Source organism: Sphingomonas echinoides, from assembly GCF_029623395.1.
In the GTDB taxonomy this organism is placed as follows: Bacteria; Pseudomonadota; Alphaproteobacteria; order Sphingomonadales; family Sphingomonadaceae; genus Sphingomonas; species Sphingomonas echinoides_A.
In genome coordinates this window covers 46932-63411 of record NZ_JAPYKK010000023.1, presented here as the reverse complement: position 1 = coordinate 63411, position 16480 = coordinate 46932, and the positions used below count along the sequence as shown (strand labels likewise).

Sequence of the window (16480 nt, the reverse complement as noted above, 5' to 3'; positions counted from 1 at the left end):
GACCTGGCGGTGGTGGCGAGACGACATACCCCCACGCCGCGACCCATGTGCGATCCGAGGTGGCCCGAGCAGCCGTAGGGCGCGGTGGCGCGCCGGCGGCCGGTACCGACATCGCGGCCAGAACACAAAGGAGGGTCACACCAAATTGCGTCATCTTAGACTTCTCCATTTGCTTACCTAACGCGGGACGAGAGGCGTGCAGAGACCGAAGGTGCAACACCTCGCCGCTTACTCTTGAGCTGCGGGGCAGAGACACCGGCTTCGGTCTGCACGACCGGTTTCATCGTGCCGTCCGGATTATAATAGAGATGTTCGACGGTGACCGCGCGACGTCCAAGCGCGCCCTTCTGAACGCCGATCGTCAGTGCGGCGTTGTGCAGGAACAGATACCAGTTGCCTTTGAACTTGGCGATGCCGGGATGGATGGTGAAGCTGTTCTTCGCCGGTCCGGTCAGTTCGCCACGGAACGTCCACGGGCCGGTGATCGCCGGCGCCGTAGCGTAGGACACGTGTTCGTCCCCGGGTTTGGCCCCGGGCTTCGCTGCCGAGTCCATAGACGCATAGGTGAGGTAATAGAGGTTGCCGCGCCGATGCAACCAAGGACCTTCTACATAGAAGGGCGGGGTAATTTCCCGGATTGGTCCGTCGAGCTCGATCATGTTCGGCTTCAGTTTGGCGATGTAGCATTCGCGGTTGCCCCATGCGATCCAGGTCGTGCCATCAGTGTCGGTCAGCACGGTGGGATCGATGTCTTCCCAGCTATGCTTGCCCTTGGGCGTCATCTCGTTGGTGATCAGTGCCGATCCGCGAGCGTCCTTGAAGGGGCCGGTCGGCTTGTCCGACACCGCAACGCCAATTGCCTTGCCTGAGTGGGTGTCATCATGCTCAGCGGGCACGTAAAGATAGAATTTCCCATTCTTGGCGATGGCCTGCGGCGCCCACGCATCTTTCTTCGCCCATTTAAGATCACTGATCTTCAGGATCGAAGGATAAGAAGTCCAATGCTTCATGTCCGTCGTCGAGTAGACTAGCCACTCGCTCATATTGAACATCTCGCCGTCCTTGGCCTCGTCGTGATCGACGTAAAGGTAAAGCGTGCTACCCACAACGAGGGGCGCGGGATCGGCGATGAATGTATCACGGATGATCGGATTTGAGCCGGGGGCGTCGGTCGCCACGGCCGGAATTGCAGCCAGCGCGGAACCAAGCGTGAGCGCTACCATGCCGAGCCAATGTTTCACGACCATCTCCCTATCTTTATCGCAGGAGTACTCCCGCGACCGGCATCGTCAATGCTCACGTGCAGGAGCGGCAGAACGTATTGCCTTGAGCAATGCTCCTTCGTTTCTGCGCGCTCACGATGTTCTTGTCATGGAAGCAGCGAGGGACGGGTCTCAGGCACCTTGCGCCTGACCCGGACGAATACTTGGCCCGATATCGAGCCGGTCCCGAAACCTGAACAAGCGTCCGGTTTGTGAAAGCGGCGATGGCGTCGTGAACGTCCAAGTATGGGTCGGCGTTACACCCTGCTGCATTTACTGCGTCGCTTTGAGGATGACCTCGACCGTCTCCGCCGGCATGTCCCACATTGGAAAATGACCGCTGAACTCGAACCAGTTCAGCTCTGCGGACGGGAGCGCAGCTTTTGCGCGCGCTGCCTGACCCGGCAGGCAGAGCCTGTCGTGCTTGCCCCACCCGATCACGATCCGGCCAGCGCTGTCGGCAGCAGGACTGGTCTGCGCGGGCCCGTTCGCAAGGTCATGCACCAGCGCATCGAACGTCTGTGTCGTACTGAGACCGGTCAGCTCGGTCGCTACCGTCTGGGGATCGAGCGCCCACGGATGCGCGGACAATTGGGTGAGCAGCGCGGTCCGCGACGCCGCGTTACGGCTGAGTGTCGGCGGGCCGGGTCAAATTGCTCGCAACAATCGTCCGGAGACACCGATCGTCGTCTTGAAGAAGCTACGCTCCCAGCCACGCCAGAATCCACCCCTGTCGAGCGCGACGACGTTGCCGACCATACCGCGTCGAGCGGGTTCAAGCACGATCCGGGCACCCATTGAACTTCCGACCACATCAATCCCGGTCAGCCCGTTCTCCACAATGTAGCGCTGAACGCTGCCGACCAGGCCGTTGAAGGTCCCGCCATCGGGTTGGGCCGGGGTCGCGCCATGTCCGGGCAGGTCGATCGCGATTATCGCTCGACTGGCGCTGAGCGGGTCCAGAATGGTGCTCCACGATCGCCAGCGTCCACCCAGGCCCGTGCACAAGCAGCAATTTCCGTTCGGAGCCGCGACTTATCTGGTGCATTTCGTCCCGTTTCGATTGTCTGCAACCGAGCAACGACCATTGTTCATCTGTGGCGCCGTTGAATTCGCAACCATGGCTGTTTGCGGGTCGTCGCGGCGTTCGATCCTGGAGCAGGGAACGGACGCCGCCACGACGATGAGAGACGCGCGGATCAGCCGTGCGGACGCATGACGACCTTGATGACGCCGTCTTCCTTGTCGCGGAACCTGGCGTACATCTCTGGCGCATCTTCTAGGCTTGCAGGGTGGGTGATGACGAAGCTGGGGTCGATCTCTCCGGCCACGATCTTCTCCAGCAGCGGCTTGGTGTAGCGCTGGACATGGGTTTGGCCGAGCTTGATCGTCAGCCCCTTGTTCATCGCCGCGCCGATCGGCAGCTTGTCGCCCATGCCGACATAGACGCCGGGCACCGAGACCGTACCACCCTTGCGGCAGCTCATGATCGCCTGACGGAGCACGTGCACGCGATCGGTGGTGAGGAACACGCTCGCCTTAACCTTGTCCATCACGGCGTCGGCCGCACCGTGACCCGCTGCTTCGCAGCCGACCGCATCGATGCAGCTGTCGGGACCGCGTCCCTTGGTCCGTGCCTGCAATTCGTCATAGACGTCGGTCTCGGAGAAGTTGATCGTCTCGGCACCACCCGCCTCGGCCATGGCAAGACGCTCGGGCACCTCATCAATCGCGATCACGCGACCGGCCCCCATCATCAATGCGGAGCGGATGGCGAACTGGCCGACCGGGCCGCACCCCCAGATCGCGACGGTGTCGCCCGGTTCGATCTGTGCGTTCTCAGCGGCCATGTAGCCGGTCGGGAAGATGTCGGACAGGAACAGCGCCTGATCGTCGGTGACGCTGTCGGGGATCTTGATCGGCCCAATATCGGCCATCGGCACGCGCAGATACTCGGCCTGGCCGCCGCAATAGCCGCCCAGCATGTGGCTGAAACCGAACAGGCCGGCAGGCGAATGGCCCATCGCCTTGGCGGCCATCTCGGCATTGGGGTTGGTGCGATCGCAGGCCGCGAACAGACCCTTGCGGCAGAACCAGCAATCGCCGCAGCTGATCGTGAACGGCACCACCACGCGGTCACCAATCTTGAGGTTGGTCACCTCGGACCCGAGTGCGACCACCTCGCCCATGTTCTCGTGTCCAAGGATGTCGCCCGCCTCCATCGTCGGCTGGTAGCCGTCGAGCAAATGGAGATCCGATCCGCAGATCGCACAGGCGGTGACCTTGATGATCGCGTCGCGCGAGTGCTTGATTTCGGGGTCCGCGACGGTGTCGACGCGGACATCTCCCTTACCGTGCCAGCATAGTGCGCGCATAATTCTTCTCCGTGTGAGCAGGAGCTCCGCCAGGATCGGAAAAGCGACTGAAACCCCTCAACGCCCCTGCGCGCAGAACGGGCACAAACCCTCGGCCGTATAATATGATTGTCTCGCGTTGGCGTATCTCACTTGGACCTCGCCACCCCTCCAAGTCGACAACCGCAGGCTGAGCGAACGACCGAAGCTGGTGAACGGCACGGGCACTCTAAATGGCGGGTTGGGGTCTCCCCGTCCCAAGCAGCTGGGCGGCGAGCGCCCAATGTCGGACGTTCGGCGGTTCAAAGTAAGTACGCCTTATCCGACTGGGATACTGCTGCTGGCTGGCACAGCTCGATTTTCATGCCATCGGTATCGACGATCCAGGCAAATTTACCGCTCGGGTCGCTATCGTCAAGCGCCAGTATCGCCACCCCCTTGGTCTTAAGTCGAGCTAGGAAAGCGGCCAAGTCGTCTACTGCGAAGTTCAATATGAACTCACGTTTGGAAGGCTCCATGTAATCGGAGCCGGTCTTGAACGCGTTTAAAGTCAGCACGGGTGGGTGCTGCGGCGCATCGTACAGCATGATCGCGCCGCCCTAATTCTCAACTTTGATACCGAGAGCATCGCGATACCACGCCATGAGCGCTTTAGGGTCCTTGCTTTCAACGAAGACCCCGCCCTCCCCGGTGATCCTCCCAGCGGGTCCTGCCCCTACGGCCATAGGGGGCACCGTTCCCAAAAGCGCAAAGAGCGGCAGTAATTTCTCGCTGACAAACATGGCATGAGATCCTCCCGTTGCTGGAAGAGAAGGTACGGGCGTTCTGTCTTTTCGGCAATCACGTTGCCGCGTCCAACTCGCTTCCCGGCGCGACGTCCGCTACCCACGCAGACTGTGTAAAAACACGAGAGTTGGCGCAGTTACCGCAACAATGATCCAATATTGACTGGCGCTTGATTCAATCTTTGCGCGATACGCATGCTCATGATTCCGATCTTGCTCGTTTCGGCTGCGACAAAACGTTTTAACACAGCCTCCACCAGTTTAGATCGTACGGGCGGCTAATTTAGACGTCCAAAAGCTGCCGTCCAACCGGATGAACGAATGCACGAAATCGGGAATAGGGCAAGGGCAGTTGAATGTCCACTTGTGGGTCTTGGCGGTCGCTAAGACGACCGACGGCTAGAGCCCATTTATTGCCGTTCGTCTCGCCGCTTCGATTGCCTGCAAGCCGCCGTTCGTTCTAAGTCATTGCATGCGTATGCTTCTCCTGAGTGTTGTAGCTCTGTCGCTGTCGGGAGCTGAAAGTCGCGTCAGCACCGCTCCCGAGCCGGTTCACTATACGCTCGCGCCCGTTCTCTCAGGCGGGGCACTCACAGCGCTAAGGGTACAGGTCCGGTTCCGTGTCGATCCGTCGGGTGTCTCTGATTTCGAATGGGCCAATGGTTGGGCCGGTGAGCGCCGCCTGTGGCAGTGGGAGCGGGACTTCGCGGTCGCGGGCGCGACGGCGGTCGAGAAGAAGGGCGATGGCCATTGGCAGATGAAGGCCGCGCCCGGCACGGAATTGACGGTAAGTTACCGCATTCTATCCGCCTACGATAACGACCCAACCGTTGAGGACAGCGACCAGCCGCGGCCCGTCATCCGTCCGCGCTGGTTCTACGGTGTTGGCGACGCGCTGTTCGGTTATCCTAACGGCCGCGAGAATGCGCCCGCGACCTTTGATTGGCTCGGCGCTCCCGGAATCGGTTTTGCGTCAGACCTCGAACATCTTGCCGGACAACGCCGCCGGGCCACCCGGCCGGGAACCGTCGCGGATGCTTTGGAGAGTGTAGTCATTGGCGGCCGCGACCTCCGGACTTTCCCGGCGCTAGATGGCTCCGGGGTGCGGGTCGCGACCGTCGGACGCTATGTGTTCACGCCGGAGCAGCTCGATGGTCTCGCCCGGCGGGTGATCAACGTCGAGCGGACATTCTGGAAATCTGACCAGCACGCACCTTTCCTGGTGACGGCCGCTCCCATCGTCGGCAGTCCGACAGCCACTAGCTTCGGCGGGACCGGGCGTGGCGACGCTTTCGCGCTGTGGATCGACCAGCGGACGCCGCTTGACCGTATGAAGTGGCTGCTCGCTCACGAATATTTTCATACCTGGAACCCGGTGCTGCTTGGCGCCACGTCAGAGGACCAGGCAGCCCGCCCCGCGGACTATTGGTTCAGCGAGGGCATCACTGACTATTATGCAAGGGTACTCATGGTGCGCGCCGGCTTGATCTCGCCCACGGAGTTCGCCGCGCAATGGAACGAGATGCTGGCGGGGTATGCGGGGTCACCGGTGCGAACCATGACCGGCGCGCGGGCGGCCGCAGCCTTCTGGAATGATGAGATGGCGCAGAAGCTACCTTATCAGCGAGGTGCGATGCTGGCGGCGATGTGGAACGCGCGGTTGCTGGGCGGCAGCCGAGGTGCGACAAGCCTCGATACGGTACTGCACGCGCAAATAGCCTCGGCGCGTGCTTCAAAGATGTCCGCGACTTCGCTGTTCCGTGCGCTAGCCGCGGACCGGGGATTAAATATCGCCCCTGATGAGACCCGCTACCTCGTCAAGGGTGAGCCGATTGTCTTGCCAGCAGACACGTTCGGCCAGTGTGCTACTGTCGTCACCGAACAGCGCCCATCCTTTTCAAGAGGGTTCGACGCAGAGGCAACCGCTGGTGCCGGCAACGTAGCGACCGGGGTAGATCGCCGTCTTCCAGCCTTTGCGGCGGGTCTGCGCGACGGGATGAAAATTCTTGCTCGCACCGAAGGTGAACCGGACAATGCCTTGATACCCTACGCCTTGTTGGTGGAGGATAACGGTAAACAGCGTACGATCCGCTATCTGCCGCAGGGGCATGAAAGTGTGACGGTTCAGCAACTTCGGATCGACGCTCCAAACGCTCGCGGATGCCCGCGCACGCTGAGCGGCTTGGCCAAATCTCGAGCCGAATAAGTTCAGCTATTCATGTTGCAAGTTGCTTCTGGTGCGAATGGCAAATATCGCGCGACCGCTTGTGTCCTTGCCGTCGTGCGATTGGTGTCGACCCGGGTGATGGACTCCGTCCGCAAGGTCCATTGTCGCGGCTGCAACGCTAACACCGATACGCCACCCAGCTGCAGGAGACGGCACCTTGCCGATCAGGCTGACGGTGGCATGATTGCCCAATGACAAACTGGACTTTGCCTTGCGCGCTGATCATCGGGATCATGGCCGCCCCCGCCGTTGCAGCAGACCCTGTCGGTGACTGGGCGTTGCGTGCGGGCGCGACAACGCTGATGCTGGTCGAGGTCAATCGGACGCCTTCCGGCTGGAAAGCCGTCTGGAATCAGCCGACCGCCTACGTCGTCTCTCCGACACGCGGCGAGGAGTTCTGTAATGTTGCTGGTCCGGTCGTTCGACGCGAGACGAGTAGGGCGCGCAACTTGCCTGATGGCGGCATTGAGTTTCGCTTCCCGCCAGCGCAGCCGGGCTGGCCGTCAGACCGTATTACCGTCAGACCGCATGACGACGGCACTGCGCGGATGGTCTGGACGGCGTTCGCAGGCACGCCTTATCGACTTACGCGCGTTGAGACGGCTGCCGCACTCGGGCCATGGAACATCAGCAGAACCTACAAAGCCGATCTTGAGCGCGCTAGTGATCCCGAAGTAACAGCGATCTACCAAGCGGATCAAGCAGCGCGGAGTGGTGGCTCGCAGATCGATTGGTCGAAGGTTGCAGCGGGGGATGCAACTCGGCGCGCGCGGATGCGGGTGCTACTTGCCGAGGATCACGTCGCCAGCGGCGATGACTACGAGCACGCGGCCTTTATCTTCCAGCACGGTGATCGACCAGAGGACTATCTGCTAGCGCACGCTTTGGCGGTAATCGCTACGGCGCGGGGCAGCCGCAACGGCGCGTGGATCGCAGCGGCCTCGCTCGATCGCTATTTAGCGTCAATTGGCAAACCGCAGATTTACGGCACGCAGTTTTTCCCTGGTACAGTGGGTGTCACGCAAGGGCCTTATGCACGCGACATTCTGTCGGACGCGATCCGGGAGGCGAACAACGTATCTCCGCTTAGGGATCAGGCGGCGGAGCTGAGGCGAATGAACGGAGACAAGCCGTGATGGCGTCCTCTTCGCGGCGGGGATCGATGTGTCGCTCGTCTTCAACAACGACCGGCCGTTCTTGCGGTTCAGAGCTACGCAACGGTTGGAATGAAGCTTTCTGGCCGGACCGAGGATGGCAGGCCTTCACCATCTCAGAAAACTTTAGCTGCCGGCCGGCATGAACCAAAGGCCGGAGTTGGGCAGCCAGTGGCCTGCCGAGAACGGCGAGATTGGGTCTTTTGGCTGCGAAGCTGCCGTTCTGCTCCCGCCCAAACCCGGTCGTTGAAACTGGCGCTTGCCGCGCCGGACAGCTGTCGTTCGTTCAGCTATCTCCCTTGGATACGCCAAGTAGACGCAGAAGAGCGGGGGTAAGGAACATGACGAATGGCAACCATTCGGCATTTCCGTAGCCAAAGTTGTTCAATAGCGTCTGCGCCAGAATGATCGCTCCGATGGTAGGGAGGATGATGGCACCCATGACCGCGAAGCCCTTCCAGTGGCAAGGCATGTAGCTCCAAGCCACTTTCTCGAAATATACCTCGCGCTCCACGATCACCTCAGAATGTCTGCTTAAGTTACGTTAGCGCCGAAAGCGGACGGTCGCAAATCCATCAGTTTAGACCGTACAGGCAGCTGATTTAGACGCCCAAAAACTGCCGTCAAACCGGATGAACGAATGTCCGAAAGCCGGAGGCGGGGAAGGGCCCTTTAATGTCCACTTGTGGGTCTATGCGGAACTCATATCAATTCCCCGGCCCGGTCATATACCGCAGGATCTCTGGCCTCTGTCCTGTCCAGATGCAGGTACGTTGCGCTGAACTGTGCAAGTGATCTCAGGCGTAGCGGGTTCGTGACGGTTAGCGTTCGGTTGCGCAGTTCGATCAGCCCATCTTCGCGGAAGCGCTGCAGGAGGCGATTGACGTGAGACGGCGTCATTCCGGTCGCATCGGCGAGGTCGGTCTGGGTGATTGGAAAGTCGATGGCGTTAGTCTTTGTTGCGCCGCTGATGCGGTAGCGAACCAGCATTTCATAGAGCAAGTGAGCGAGGCGCTCTGTCGCATCGCGCCTACCTTGGTCGACGATCCGTTCACGCAGAACCCCAAGGTCCGTCATTGTTCCCCACCACAACGCCTCGGCAATCGGCGAGGCTTCTCGCAACAGCATTTTCATCACGCTGGAGTGGATCATTGCTGTCGTGCTCGCGGTCAGTGTTCCCACTGCATGATCCATCTTTTTCAAAATAAAAATCTCGGCGTCACAGAGGTCTCCCGGAACTAGGAAGGCCATGATTTGGCGCTCACCGTCCGGTAGGATTTTATACCGACAGGCTAGCCCGGTCAGCAGAATATGGCAGTAGTCCGAGTGCGCGCCGTCAGCGATGATGTCTTCCTGTGCTTCAAATCCCCGCTGTTTGAACGCTAATAAGGAATCGAGACGTTCACGTTCGCCCGCGGTAAATGCGGTAAATTGCTCCATCTTCGTCGCCCAGGGATTACTCATTTCCGCCTCGATTCAGTCGTGGTGAAATGCCAACCATCACTGATGAAACGCACAAGCGGGGCTGCCGGCGCTAAACGGCAGATTCGGAAGCGATCACCGCAATCGTCGGCTTTGGAATTGGGGCACGTACGATGGCAAAGAAAGTGATCATAGTGTGATCTAGCGCAGAGACTTCCCGCCTAACCTCGCTAAATCCCTTTTTGCAGCCAAATATTGAACTGCATGGGTTGCGCGTTACCGCAACGGTGTAACCGTCATGCTCGCTCTATCCAAAAACATCCTCGCGCCAGCTTTAAAAAAACTGGAGCAGCGATCTGTACTTTCAGAAGCAGACCGCGCCGCATTTCTTGGAATGCCGTTCAATATCAAGAGTATGTCAGCGTCTAATTATATAATTCGCGAACAGGATTTGACAAAACACTGCTGCGTCCTTCTTTCAGGCTTTGCCTTTCGAAGTAAAATCGTCGGCAATGGCGCTCGACAGATCCTGTCCGTCCATATTCCAGGGGAAGTGCTCGATCTCCAGCATGCCTTCCTGGGAATTGCCGATCACAGCATTCAGATGTTGAGCAGTGGGAATGTTGCCTTTGTCCCTGCAGAGGCCGTCCACGAGATCGCCGTCGCGCATCCCGCAATAGGTCGGGCCATGTGGCTCGAAACGCTCGCAGAAAGCTCTATCTTTCGGGAGTGGATCGCCAACATTGGGCGACGCAATGCTCTGAGCCGCGTTGCGCATCTGCTGTGCGAAATTGCCGTCCGCCTACATTCTGCAGGGTTGATCGATGGAACCCGATACGAGCTTCCTATGACGCAGGAGCAACTGGCGGATGCTACTGGCCTTACGACTGTTCACGTCAACCGTATGCTTCAGAAATTGCGATGCGATGGCCTCATTACCCGTGACAAGCGTGCCATCACGATCGGGAACTGGAAGGCGCTGTCTGGTGTAGCGGATTTCAACCCTGATTACCTGCACCTAAACGGTGCGCTGAGCCAAAATTTCGCCTCAAGTGAAGGGCGCCTGTACAGGGTTCGACCAGGCGATGATCTATCGCTTGCATGACTATGGGTTGGCGAGGTTGTCGCTGAAGCTGCCCAGTCGCCGGCAAACCCGCTTCTCGGACTGCACTATCCCGCGTCGGATTTTCCGGCCCAAGCGCGGCCACTATAAGCTGTGACGCCAAGCGTCGGTATCGTAGTTGCCCTTGGCGCCGGCGAACGTATCCGCCAACAGTTCAGCTGTATCTAGGTGCGCCAAGTCATCCGATAAGTACAGCTAGTCCGTATCCCGTTCGGCGCCGAAAGCAGCTGGTCCGCCTATCCACCAATTTAGGCCGTACAGGGGGCCGACTGATCGCCGAAAAACTGCCGTTCAATCCGATGAACGAACGGCCGAAAGTGGGAGCCGAGGAAGGGCGCTCGAGTGTCCACTTGTGATGACGTGGACGGCTCTCCAACCCTCAAGCAGGATGTCCTGCGGAGAGTCGAAGGAGAGTCACGATGGGAAACGTCACAACGATCGGTCTGGATATCGCGAAGAACGTGTTTCAGGTGCACGGAGTGGATGCTGATGGCGCAGCGGTTGTTCGCCAGCGTCTGACGCGTGGGCGGATGTTGAAGTTCTTCGCCAAGCTGCCCCGGTGTCTAATCGGCATTGAGGCTTGTGCGACATCACACTATTGGACGCGCGAGCTGGTCGCGCTCGGGCATGACGTGAAGCTGATGCCGGCGCAATACGTGAAGCCGTACGTCAAGCGAGGTAAGAACGACGCGGCTGATGCCGAGGCGATCTGTGAGGCGGTGACCCGGCCGACCATGCGCTTCGTCGGGATCAAGTCGCCCGAGCAGCAGAGCGCGATGATGCTCCATCGTGTCCGCCTGATTCTCAACCGCCAACGCACGCAGCTCTCGAACGCGATGCGGGCGCACCTGGCCGAGTTCGGGATTGCGGCGCCGATTGGCAGACACGGCATCGAGCAGCTCCTCGACGTGATCGCTGATCCTACCGATGATCGCGTACCGGCAGATGCGCGGTTCTGCCTGGAGATGCTGGCAGCCCAGCTGCGCATCGTAAAGGAGCAGATCCTCGAGAACGATCGTCGCATCCTGGCGAGCGCACGCGAGACCGAGCTTGGTCGCCGACTGTTGGAGATACCCGGCGTGGGTCCGCTGCTCGCCAGCGCCATCGTTGCCACGGTTCCTGACCCCGCGATCTTCCGCTCGGGCCGCAATCTGGCTGCTTGGATTGGCTTGGTGCCGCGGCAGAATTCGAGCGGCGGAAAGGAGCGGCTAGGCAGCATCACGAAGGCGGGCCACCAATACCTGCGTCAGATGCTGATCGTCGGCGCCATGGCAGTCGTGCGCTATGCCGAGCGGAACGGGGCGAAGCGGCCGTGGCTCGTACAACTCCTTGCCAGGCGAAAGGTCAAGGTAGCCGCGGTCGCGCTCGCCAATAAGAACGCCCGCATGATCTGGGCGATGATGGCCAGCGGCGAACGGTATCGCGAGCCGCAGATCGCATAATAGGATACGGTGCGGGAGACCGCACCGGACGAGGTTGGGAAGGGCGGATAGGAGCTAATGCAACAAGCCGGTTGAACCGCCGGATCGGGAAAACCCACAATGACCCAAGCACCCTCGAGTGCGAACTTTTGATCGGGACCCGAACCGCGCGAATGGCATTATGGCCAGCGGCGATATGAGCCGCGCTAACAGGTCGGACACATGGCCGCACCAACCAGCATTGCAACGCGACTGTTCGAGCTTGCCAACGGAGGGCCGTCCACACATGGGTCATGAGGCCGCCGCTTCGGTCTCCCGTCCAACAGAGAACAGACGCGCGATTAATGAGCCGACCGTAAACTGCGGCACGGCACAAAGGCGTCGGGATCGCGCAGCAGCGCGCGCAGTTTGGCGCGCTCGATGGCATCCACGTCAGCCGGGATCACGATCGCGGCCGCCACGGCCCGCACATGGTCCAGTGCCGCGCGTTCCTTCAGGCCATTGAACGTCGCTCTCGCCATCGCGAGACCCGGCTGGCCGTAGTACATATAGGCCTGGTCCATCTGCACCTCCCGGCGGTCCAGATAATAGGCGATCCCCGCCCAATCGGTCGAGGCGCTCGTCTCGTTGGCTACCCTGGCGATGTCGGAGCGAATGCGGGCAATGTTGTCTTGCGTCACTTGGTCCGATCCCATCGGGAGCGGGCCGGTCGCTTCCATCGACTTGGCGTCGCGGACGAAGCAGCCGACCTGATCGATCTCGGCGATGATTAGCCGCTTGGGCAGCGCAATCGTCGCGCGCCCGTCGCTGTCGCGATAGAGACCGTCGTCGCCGCGCCGAACGCGGATAGGAGTCAACCGCCCGCTCTGGCCACGATAGGTCTCGTAGGTGGGCTGCACCGGGTTGCCGGCGAGGGAATCAATCAGCGTGCCATCGCCCTTCACCCCTTGTTCGCGTCTCTTGCGTCCGATGTCGGCGAGCCATCCGCCTACCGTTCCTTCCTGCCCCTCGAACGCCCGGAGCGACCTGCGCCGCGTGCCGGCGTCGCAGCGCAGCTTGAGCGTGTAAGTGAAGGGGCTGAGCTGGCAGGCGCCGGCGGTGCCGATGACGTCGCCGAGCGGCCGGGGATCGAAGATTGTCGCCATGGCGCGGACGTCGCCCAGCTGGTGCCCGTGAATACCGATCAGCGCGCCGATAGTGACGACCAGCGCACCCGTGTCGAGCCGCGAAAGTCCCAGCCAATTTTGGCGGTCGCCCTGTCGGACGCGGGCAATAGCCTCCGTCGCGCCCGTGCCTGCGAGTCCGCGTCGTCCGAAACTGGCTTGCACTACTGCGCTGCGCGGCGTGGCGGCCGTCCAATCGTCGTCGTGCGGTGCATTCGGCGCGTTAAAGACCATGGAACCCGTGACCCGCGCCAATGCCGCAACGCGCTGTGCGATCGTCGGGTGGGTCGCGCCCGGTCCTTCGCTGGCCCCAGCGATCATCATCGCGTCGTCCTCGTCGCGCGCGCCTCGCACACGGTGGCGCCCGTCGACCTTGAGCAACGCCGCAGCCAAGGCGCCCGGATCCTGCGTCCATTGTGCTGCCTGTGCATCCGCGATGAACTCGCGGCTGGAGGAGATCAGCAGCCGCGAGATTTGGCCCGCGCGTAAGCCCAGGCGCCCCAGCAGACTGCCCGCCAGAGACAGGGGCAGCACAGCGGGAACTGCGATGGCGAGAAGGCCATGCACGGGTGAGAAGCGCAGGGCATTGCGCTTGTTCAGTCCTATCAGCGCCCGCATGAAGATGTTCGCGGCGGCCATCAGCCGGATGTCGCCATGCTTGATGTGGCTCAGCTCGTGCGCGAGCACCGCGCCTAGCTCAGCGTCGCTCAACGCGTCGAGAAGCCCGCGCGTGACCACGATCACCGCCTTCTTGCGGCCGACGCCGCAGGCGAACGCGTTGCGGCCCTCACTCTCGATGATCCCGACGAACGGCACGGGCAGGCCGGTCAGGATAATGAGCGGCTCGATGACCGCGCACAGTCGCGGCTCGTCGTCGGCGTCCACGAAGTGGAATCCGACCGCCTTCTTCACCGTCTCGACATGCCACCACAGCTGGCTCGTGAACCATATCACCGACGCCACCAGCACCAGCGGTGCATAGCGGACAAGATAGCCGCCCCAGCCGATAAACGGCGCGTGATCGCTGTCGATGAACAGCAGCGGCCCGACCAGCGCCAGCGGCGCAATCACCTGAATCGCAAGCAGGAACGCCAGGAACAGGCCAGTCGAGCGTCCGTCATTGCTGCGGATCCAGCCATACAGGCCCGTCGGCTCCGCCATTAGAACGCGAAGGCAAGAGGTTCGTCGACCAGCACGCGCTCGATGCCGAGATCATACGGCTGGCGGCTCGACATGCGGCGCTTGGTCGCTACATAGCTGCCCGGCCATTGCCGGAGCGAGACGTTGTACTCCTCGATCGCGAGATTGAAGAAGCGCCGCGACGCCGTGATATGGTTCTCGCACTCGACAAGCTGCCCGCGCAGTTGCGCAAATTCGGGAATCGCGCGCAGTTCCGGATATGTCTCGGCGGTGGCGAGCAGCGTCGTCACCTTGTTGCTAAGGTCGCGTTCGGCCTTTAGCTTGGCGCTCGGCGCCATGGCCGCGAGTGCGTCCGCGCGCGCCTCGGCGATGCCAAGCACCAGCGTCTTCTCGTGCCCCGCCACGCCCTTCACGACTTCTACCAGCCCTGGAATCAGATTGTGCCGATGTTTGAGGTAAACGTCGATGTCTGCGAACGCCGTCTCGCAGCGCTGATCGAGCGCCACCAGCGTATTGACCGTTCGAGTATAACCTTTCCACACGATTAGCAGCGCAAGCAGCGCGAACACCACCAACCCGATCACGACCGACAATAGCATCACCAGCATCGCATCACTCCCATCCGAGCCGAACGTAGCTGGAGGTGCGTTGCCAATCCGTTAGCGCGCGGCTTCATCGCTTCTTAATCAGCGATCGGCAAGCTGCCTGCGCAATCGGGAGGACCTCAGTGGCAGAATCAATCTTTTCGCGCGTCGGACGTCTGTTGTCCGCGCGCATCGAGGACAGCGTCGATGCGATGGAGCGCGCCAATAATGATGGCGTGATGCGCGAAGCCATTCGGGAAGTAGACCGCACGATCGACGCGGTGCGTGCCGATCAGGAACGCGCGATGACCCGCCGACTGCAAGCCGCACGTCAGGCAGAGATGATCGGCAAGAAGCTGGAGGAACTGACCGCCAAGGCACGCTTCGCGGTCCAAAGTGGCCGGGACGACCTGGCCGAGGGGGCGCTCAGCCGGCAAGTTGATCTGGAAGGCCAGACCGGTCGCCTAGAGGACGTGCAGCTGCTCGCGCGGCAAGAGGAAGCGAAGCTTGAGGATTCGCTGGCGGCATTGCGGGCGCGCAAGGCGCAAATGACCGAAGCGCTCAGCGCTTTCGACGTCGCGCGCAGCGATGCGGCACTGGGCGGTGACGGCGGCTTTCACAATGCTCGACGCCACGAGCGGCAGGTCGAACAGGCCGAAGCTGCGTTCGACCGGGCTATGACCGGCGCGGGCGGCGTCGGCTTCTCGCGCGGGGACGCAGACGCGATCAACCGCGTGGCGGAGATCGATACGCTGCAGAAGGGTGCCACGGTGGCGCAGCGGCTTGCCGCGCTGAAGGCGTCGCCGAAAGCCGCCTGAGATGATCCGCAAGCCCGACGCGCGCGACTTCCGCGAGCGCACGGCCGTAACGGTAATCCGAGATGCGCGGTCGCTCACGGTGGAAGGCGCCAGGGGCGCGCGGCAGGGCGTGGGGAGCGCCGTCAAATGGTGGCTGATCGGTACGACCAGCTTCGGCTTCCTGACATCTGCGCTGATGACTGGTCCCGTTGGCATGCTGATCGTCGGCGGCATCGGCCTCACGTGGTTCCTGTGGTGGAAGGGCAAGCGTCAGCGCCGCAACGCTTACGACCACGCCGTTCAGTTCCATAATCCGACGACGCCGGCCTCTTCGCGGGTGATCGCACCTGCGTCAATCGCACCCGAACGACTCGAATTGACCGCGGGCGTCGCCGGCCGCGCCGCCACCAAGATCGCCGTACCGGCTTTAATCTTGTTCCCGGCCAGCACGATCCTACCGTTCTCCTCACCTTTCATGCTTGCGGGCATCGTGGCTTTGGCGCTCGCGATGATGATCGTAGCAAAGCTTTTCGGCGATCGAACGCTGCTCGTCTACGACGCGGAGTCGATCACCGCCAAGGGGCTGCTTGGTAATGCGACCATGCTTTGGGCCGATGTCGCTGATGTGACGGTACGTCGATCGGCCTGGTGGAACCTGCGCGTGCTGTTCACCAGCGGAGGACGCCACAACCTGCTTATCGTCGGCCGCATCAACCGGCTCGGTGGTCCCGACACGCTGTACCTGCCGATCGACCTGCTCGCGCTCGACACACCGGCGTTAACGAGTCTGATCAGCCGCATGCTGCTCCTCTGCGCAGGCGCGCCGCTGCCGGACGCAAGTGCTGTGGCCCCCACGCCGGTGCCAGCCCCACCGCCGCTTGTCGATCAGGCAAGCTTGGACCCCGATGCGATCATGGCCCGCTACATGACAGAACGTGAGGCGCTGCTGGCGGCGCAGCGGACGGACCGGGCGACGATGCATAAGCCGCGGACGAGCTTCGGCCGGAAAGTGGCCTGAGCTTCGGTCGTTTGGCCCTGACGGACGTTA

General features: G+C 61.5%; 15 protein-coding genes. 6 read left to right on the top strand and 9 right to left on the bottom strand.

The window, feature by feature from the left end; translation table 11 throughout:
* Nucleotides 1–173 precede the first annotated feature (173 nt).
* The 5 genes from QBJ92_RS13705 to QBJ92_RS13685 all read right to left on the bottom strand — a co-directional run bounded on the left by QBJ92_RS13705 (nt 174) and on the right by QBJ92_RS13685 (nt 4203).
* On the bottom strand, nt 174–1241 hold the full coding sequence (locus QBJ92_RS13705; RefSeq protein ID WP_431358406.1) for a glycoside hydrolase family 43 protein: 1068 nt from the start codon (nt 1239–1241) through the stop codon (nt 174–176).
* A gap of 294 nt (nt 1242–1535) precedes the next feature.
* Nucleotides 1536–1853: an alpha/beta fold hydrolase gene (locus QBJ92_RS13700; RefSeq protein WP_277970263.1), complete on the bottom strand. Its 318-nt coding sequence runs from the start codon at nt 1851–1853 to the stop codon at nt 1536–1538.
* 57 nt (nt 1854–1910) lie between these two features.
* Nucleotides 1911–2270: an alpha/beta fold hydrolase gene (locus QBJ92_RS13695; RefSeq protein ID WP_277970262.1), complete on the bottom strand. Its 360-nt coding sequence runs from the start codon at nt 2268–2270 to the stop codon at nt 1911–1913.
* Between the two features lie 191 nt (nt 2271–2461).
* Entirely contained in the window at nt 2462–3637 is a 1176-nt protein-coding gene (locus QBJ92_RS13690) for a zinc-dependent alcohol dehydrogenase (protein ID WP_277970261.1), read from the bottom strand.
* A gap of 281 nt (nt 3638–3918) precedes the next feature.
* Nucleotides 3919–4203, bottom strand: coding sequence for a VOC family protein (locus tag QBJ92_RS13685; protein WP_277970260.1), 285 nt, complete (start codon nt 4201–4203; stop codon nt 3919–3921).
* A gap of 670 nt (nt 4204–4873) precedes the next feature.
* Here QBJ92_RS13685 and QBJ92_RS13680 point away from each other — a divergent pair.
* Both QBJ92_RS13680 and QBJ92_RS13675 read left to right on the top strand, forming a co-directional pair.
* The gene (locus QBJ92_RS13680; protein WP_277970259.1) at nt 4874–6607 is read left to right on the top strand and encodes a hypothetical protein; all 1734 of its coding nucleotides are present in this window, start codon (nt 4874–4876) and stop codon (nt 6605–6607) included.
* Nucleotides 6608–6819: 212 nt separating this feature from the next.
* Nucleotides 6820–7764 (top strand): hypothetical protein, encoded by a 945-nt coding sequence (locus QBJ92_RS13675; RefSeq protein WP_277970258.1) that lies wholly within the window; start codon nt 6820–6822, stop codon nt 7762–7764.
* A 304-nt stretch (nt 7765–8068) separates the two neighbouring features.
* On the opposite strand, the gene QBJ92_RS13670 is transcribed toward QBJ92_RS13675, so the two are convergent.
* The gene (locus QBJ92_RS13670; protein ID WP_277970257.1) at nt 8069–8302 is read right to left on the bottom strand and encodes a hypothetical protein; all 234 of its coding nucleotides are present in this window, start codon (nt 8300–8302) and stop codon (nt 8069–8071) included.
* Nucleotides 8303–8484: 182 nt separating this feature from the next.
* Entirely contained in the window at nt 8485–9246 is a 762-nt protein-coding gene (locus QBJ92_RS13665) for a Crp/Fnr family transcriptional regulator (protein WP_277970256.1), read from the bottom strand.
* A 256-nt stretch (nt 9247–9502) separates the two neighbouring features.
* Between QBJ92_RS13665 and QBJ92_RS13660 the strand changes: the two genes are divergently transcribed.
* Together QBJ92_RS13660 and QBJ92_RS13655 are read left to right on the top strand one after the other, a co-directional pair.
* Nucleotides 9503–10309 (top strand): Crp/Fnr family transcriptional regulator, encoded by an 807-nt coding sequence (locus QBJ92_RS13660; protein ID WP_277970255.1) that lies wholly within the window; start codon nt 9503–9505, stop codon nt 10307–10309.
* A 437-nt stretch (nt 10310–10746) separates the two neighbouring features.
* Nucleotides 10747–11769 carry an IS110 family transposase gene (locus QBJ92_RS13655; protein WP_277970254.1) on the top strand — a complete coding sequence of 341 codons (1023 nt, stop codon included), beginning with the start codon at nt 10747–10749 and terminating at the stop codon, nt 11767–11769.
* Nucleotides 11770–12089: 320 nt separating this feature from the next.
* On the opposite strand, the gene QBJ92_RS13650 is transcribed toward QBJ92_RS13655, so the two are convergent.
* Entirely contained in the window at nt 12090–14072 is a 1983-nt protein-coding gene (locus QBJ92_RS13650) for a M48 family metalloprotease (RefSeq protein ID WP_277970253.1), read from the bottom strand.
* Entirely contained in the window at nt 14072–14659 is a 588-nt protein-coding gene (locus QBJ92_RS13645) for a LemA family protein (RefSeq protein ID WP_277970252.1), read from the bottom strand. Before QBJ92_RS13645 ends, QBJ92_RS13650 begins: the two co-directional genes overlap by 1 nt.
* A 119-nt stretch (nt 14660–14778) precedes the next feature.
* On the opposite strand from QBJ92_RS13645, the gene QBJ92_RS13640 reads away from it, so the two are divergent.
* Together QBJ92_RS13640 and QBJ92_RS13635 are read left to right on the top strand one after the other, a co-directional pair.
* Complete coding sequence (locus QBJ92_RS13640; RefSeq protein ID WP_277970251.1) at nt 14779–15453, top strand: PspA/IM30 family protein; 675 nt, start codon at nt 14779–14781, stop codon at nt 15451–15453.
* A 1-nt stretch (nt 15454) separates the two neighbouring features.
* Entirely contained in the window at nt 15455–16450 is a 996-nt protein-coding gene (locus QBJ92_RS13635) for a PH domain-containing protein (RefSeq protein WP_277970250.1), read from the top strand.
* The last annotated feature ends 30 nt before the right edge of the window (nt 16451–16480 follow it).